Raw genomic sequence first — 5,399 nt, 5'->3', positions numbered from 1 at the left:
GCTGTTCAGCTCGCGCCCTGCGGGCGACGCGATGGCGGTGACGATCTGGGGCTCGGCCTCGAGCTGGACGCTGACCGCGCTGCCGCTGTTCATCTGGATGGGCGAGATCCTGTTCCGCACCCGGCTCAGCCAGGACATGTTCAAGGGCCTCGCGCCGTGGATGCAACGCCTGCCCGGCCGCCTGCTGCATACCAACGTCGTGGGCTGCGCGATTTTCGCCGCGGTGTCGGGCTCGAGCGCGGCCACCTGCGCCACCATCGGCAAGATGAGCCTGCCCGAGCTCGCGCGCCGCGGCTACCCCGATGCGATGGCGATCGGCTCGCTGGCCGGGGCCGGCACGCTCGGCCTGCTGATCCCGCCGTCGATCATCATGATCGTCTACGGCGTGACGGCCGATGTCTCGATCTCGCAGCTGTTCATCGCCGGCGTGCTGCCCGGTGCGTTGCTCGCGCTGATCTTCTCGGGCTACATCGCGCTGTGGTCGCTGCGCCACCCCGAGCAGATCCCGCCGGCCGACGCGCCGATGAGCCTGCGCGAGAAGCTCGACGCATCGCGCAGCCTGATCCCGGTGGTGCTGCTGATCGCCGCGGTGCTGGGCTCGATCTACGCCGGCATCGCCACCGCCACCGAAGCCGCCGGCCTGGGCGTGCTGGGCTCGCTGATCCTGTCGGCACTGCAGGGCTCGCTGACCTGGAGCACGTTCAAACAGTCGCTGATGGGCGGCACACGCCTGTACTGCATGATCGCGCTGATCCTGGCCGGCGCTGCCTTCCTGACGCTCGCGATGGGCTACATCGGCCTGCCGCGCCACCTGGCCGAGTGGATCGCGACGCTGGGGCTCAGCCAGTTCGGGCTGATCCTGATGCTGACCGCGTTCTACGTGATCCTCGGCTGCTTCCTCGACGGCATCTCGATGGTGGTGCTGACGATGGGTGTGATCATGCCGACCGTGCAGAAGGCCGGCATCGATCCGCTGTGGTTCGGCATCTTCATCGTGATCGTCGTCGAGATGGCCCAGGTGACACCGCCGGTGGGCTTCAACCTGTTCGTGCTGCAGGGCATGACGCGACGCGAGATCGGCTACATCGCGAAGACCGCCTTCCCGTTCTTCCTGCTGATGGTTCTGATGGTGGTGCTGTTCTACCTGTTTCCGCAGATCATCACGTTCCTCCCGGAACAGATGAAAAGCTAGTACCTGCTCCGCAAGCGGATATGGCGGCCCAAAGGCCGTCAATTCATCGCTTCGTACTGGGGGTGGTACTTCTACGATGCCAGGGCGGAAAACTGTTCCGCGCCCTGGCGCGCCGGCCTGTCCGCACGCGCCCGTCCTCCAAAGGATGGACCCGTGTCCAATCTGACGACTCCGCCGAACTGGGCGCTCGACCTGCCGCCCCTCTCGGAACCGCCCGCCCCGGCGCCCGCTCCCGCGCCGGCCGAGAAGGCCCGCCATGAAGGCTTCCGCTGGCCGACGCCGCCGTTCGCCGCCTACCCCGATGCGCTGGAACAGAACCAGCCGCAGGCCTGCCAGATCGTCGGGCTGAACGACCGCGAGATGAACGGCCGGCTGATCTTCTTCGTGCCGGAGTCCACCGTCGCCCATGTGCAGGTGCCGCCGGCGCGCACGACGATGGCGCTGCGCTTCACGCAATTCCGCTGCCTGCGCGTCGTCGAGCCGCTCAAGCCCGCCAGCGATGCCAGCCGCGACCCGCACGCCGGCATGCTGGAGCACCGGCCGTCCAGCCGCTACAAGGTGACGCTGAAATCCGGCGCGCTGCTCGAAGGCGACACCATCGGCCATGTGGACACGCCGCACGGCCTGTTCCTGTTCCCGCCGATCGATGCGCAGGGCAGCGTGCAGCGCCTGTTCGTGCCGCGCGACGCCTACGAGAGCTTCGAGATCGGCGAGCGCATCGGCGACCTGTTGGTGGCGCAGAAGATGGTGACCCCGCAGCAGGTGGCCCAGGCCGCCGACATGCAGCAGCAACTGCGCAACCAGAAGCTCGGCGACATCCTGGTCTCGCGCCAGATCGTCACGCCCATCCAGTTGCTCAGCGCGATCGAGCAGCAGGCCAAGATGCCGATGGTGCGCATCGGCGAGGCGCTGACCTCGCTCGGCCTGGTCAGCGAAGAACAGTTGCAGGACGCGCTGTCGCAGCAGAAGAACGACCRCAGCGTGCCGCTGGGCGAGCTGCTGGTGCGCATGGGCACCGTCTCGCGCGAGGACCTGCAGACGGCGCTCGCGCGCAAGATGGGCTACCCGGTCGTCAACGTCAACGCCTTCCCGGTCGAGGCCGAGGCGCTGCGCAAGCTGCCGTATGCGGCCGCGGCGCGGATGCTGGTGTTGCCGCTGCTGATCCGCGAAGGCCGGCTGGTGATCGCGATCGACGACCCGGCACGCCGGCGCAACGCGGTCGACGAGGTCGAGTTCATCGCGCAGATGAAGATCGTGCCGGTGCTGGCGCTGGGCCGCTCGGTGGCCGATACCATCTTCGAGGCCTACGAGAAGATCGGCGCCGCCAACCACCAGGCGGCCAACGGCGACTCGCCCGACAAGCCGATCGAGTTCGTCGCCGCCGACACCGGCAAGCTGATGGAGACGCTGGAGAAGGACTCCTTCGACCTGCCCTCCTTCGAAGACGAGCGGCAGATCGAGCAATCGGACAACTCGCTGGTGCGATTGATCAACAACATGATCATCGAGGCGCACAAGGAAGGCGTCTCCGACATCCACATCGAGAGCTACCCGGGCCGCGACAAGATCAAGATCCGCTTCCGCAAGGACGGCACGCTGCGCACCCACCTGGAACTGCCGCCGAACTACCGCAACGCGCTGATCGCGCGCATCAAGATCATGTGCGACCTCGACATCTCCGAGCGCCGCAAGCCGCAGGACGGCAAGATCAATTTCTCGAAGTTCTCGGCCCAGCACAAGATCGAGCTGCGCGTGGCCACCATCCCGACCAACAGCGGGCTCGAGGACGTGGTGATGCGGATCCTCGCGTCGGCCAAGCCGATCCCGCTGGACAACCTGGGCCTCAGCCCGTGGAACCTGAAGCACCTGAAGGAGGCGATGGAGCGCCCCTACGGCCTGGTGCTGTGCGTCGGCCCGACCGGTTCCGGCAAGACGACCACGCTGCACTCCGCGCTCAGCCACATCAACGTGCCCGAGCGCAAGATCTGGACTGCCGAGGACCCGGTGGAAATCACCCAGCCCGGGCTGCGCCAGGTGCAGGTCAACCCGAAGATCGACTGGACCTTCGCGAAGGCGCTGCGCGCCTTCCTGCGCGCCGACCCCGACGTGATCATGGTCGGCGAGATGCGCGATGGTGAAACCGCGCAGATGGGCGTCGAAGCCTCGCTGACCGGCCACCTGGTGCTGTCCACGCTGCACACCAACAGCGCGCCTGAAACCGTCACGCGGCTGATCGACATGGGCCTCGATCCGTTCAACTTCGCGGACTCCCTGCTGGGTGTACTGGCACAAAGGTTGGTGAGACGTTTGTGCCCCCACTGCCGTGTGGCACGGTTGGCATCTCCCGACGAAATCGACGAGCTTCTGCACGATTACTTGCATATCTGTCCGCAAGATCACCCTGGGTTCCAACCAGACGTGATCCGAGCAGAATGGACAGAGCGCTTCGGCCAGAACGGCCACTTGATGCACTACCACAGCCCCGGCTGCGACAAGTGCGGCGGTACCGGCCAGAAGGGGCGTGCGGGCCTGCACGAGCTGATGATCGTGTCCCGCGAACTGCGCCGGCTGATCCAGACCAGCGCGCGTGCCGAACAGCTGCTGCAGTGCGCGCTGCTCGAGGGGATGCGCACGCTGCGCCAGGACGGCATCGAGAAGGTGCTGCAGGGCGTGACCAGCCTGGCCGAGGTGCGGGCGACCAGCAACACCTGACCGTCCCCGCGGGGACACGCCCACCGGCGCGCCGCGGGGGCGCGTGGCCATGAACGCCCCCACGGCAGCGGCACGCCGCGAGAAGCTGCGCCTGGGCGACGTGCTGCTCGCGCAGCGCCTGATCTCCGAAGAGCAGCTGGCGCAGGCGCTGGAGCTGCAACGCGCGAGCGGCCGCAAGCTCGGCCGTGTGCTGATCGAGCGCGGCGCGCTGACCGAAGAGGCGCTGGCCCATGCGCTGGCGCGCCAGTTGCGCGTGCCGGTGGTCAACCTGAACATCTTCCCGCTGAAGGGCGAGGTGGTGCGGCTGCTCGGCGAGGCGGCGGCGCGGCGCCACCGCGCGATCGTCCTCGAGGACCGCGGCGAACACCTGCTGGTGGCCTTCGCCGACCCGCTGGACCTGGTCGCCCACGACGACATCTCGCGCCTGCTGAAGCGCAGCATCCAGTCGGCCGTCGCGCCCGAGAGCCAGCTGACGCCGGCATTCGACCGCCACTACCGCCGCACCGAAGAGATCACCGGGCTCGCGAAGGCCCTCGAGAAGGACATCGGCGACGCGGTCGATTTCGGCACGCTGCAGGCCGCGGTCGGCCAGGAAGGCGCGCCGGTGGTGCGGCTGCTCGAATCGGTGTTCGAGGACGCGATGCAGATCGGCGCCTCCGACGTGCACATCGAGCCGCAGGAGCACGAGCTGCTGATCCGCAGCCGCATCGACGGCGTGCTGCAGACGCAGACGCAGGCCGACAAGCGGATCGCCGCCGCGCTGGCGCAGCGCCTGAAGCTGATGGCCAACCTCGACATCTCCGAGAAGCGCCTGCCCCAGGACGGGCGCTTCACGTTGCGCCTGCGCGATCGCACGCTCGACGTGCGGCTGTCGACGCTGCCGTGCCAGTACGGCGAATCGCTGGTGATGCGCCTGCTCGGGCAGGGCAGCCAGGTGCGGCGGCTCGACGACATCGGCATGCCCGGCGACATGCTGGCGCGCTTTCGCGATCTGCTCGGCCGCAGCACCGGCACGGTGCTCGTCACGGGCCCGACCGGCTCCGGCAAGACGACCACGCTGTACGCGGCACTGTCGGAGATCGACGCGGTACGCAACAAGGTCATCACCGTCGAGGATCCGGTGGAGTACCGCCTGCCCGGCCTGACCCAGGTCCAGGTGAACGAGAAGATCGAACTGAGCTTCGCGCGCGTGCTGCGCGCGATGCTGCGCCAGGATCCCGACGTGATCCTGGTCGGCGAGATGCGCGATCCCGAGACCGCCGAGATCGGCCTGCGCGCCGCCATCACCGGCCACCTGGTGTTGTCGACGCTGCACACGCGCGACGCGGCCAGCACGCCGTTCCGCCTGCTCGACATGGGCGTGCCGGCCTTCATGGTGGCGACCGCGCTGCAGGCGGTCATCGCGCAGCGGCTGGTGCGCCGCAACTGCACGCAATGCTCGCGCCCGCACCTGCCCACCGCCCAGGAAGGCGCCTGGCTCGACGTGATGACCGGC

3 protein-coding genes are annotated in these 5,399 nt (G+C 68.1%); all 3 read left to right on the top strand.

Going from position 1 to position 5,399, the window contains the following annotated elements:
* On the top strand, nt 1–1,192 hold a 1,192-nt coding region (locus AC1D12_RS23615), incomplete at its 5' end, for a TRAP transporter large permease (protein ID WP_477843227.1).
* 153 nt (nt 1,193–1,345) lie between these two features.
* Entirely contained in the window at nt 1,346–3,904 is a 2,559-nt protein-coding gene (locus tag AC1D12_RS23610) for a GspE/PulE family protein (protein WP_490363543.1), read from the top strand.
* Nucleotides 3,905–3,953: 49 nt separating this feature from the next.
* On the top strand, nt 3,954–5,399 hold a 1,446-nt coding region (locus tag AC1D12_RS23605), incomplete at its 3' end, for a GspE/PulE family protein (protein ID WP_477843225.1).

The sequence above is a fragment of the Rhizobacter sp. P1_G5 genome, assembly GCF_056405435.1.
Note: the sequence above shows the minus strand (reverse complement) of the source record. Positions and strands in the feature narration are given on the sequence as shown.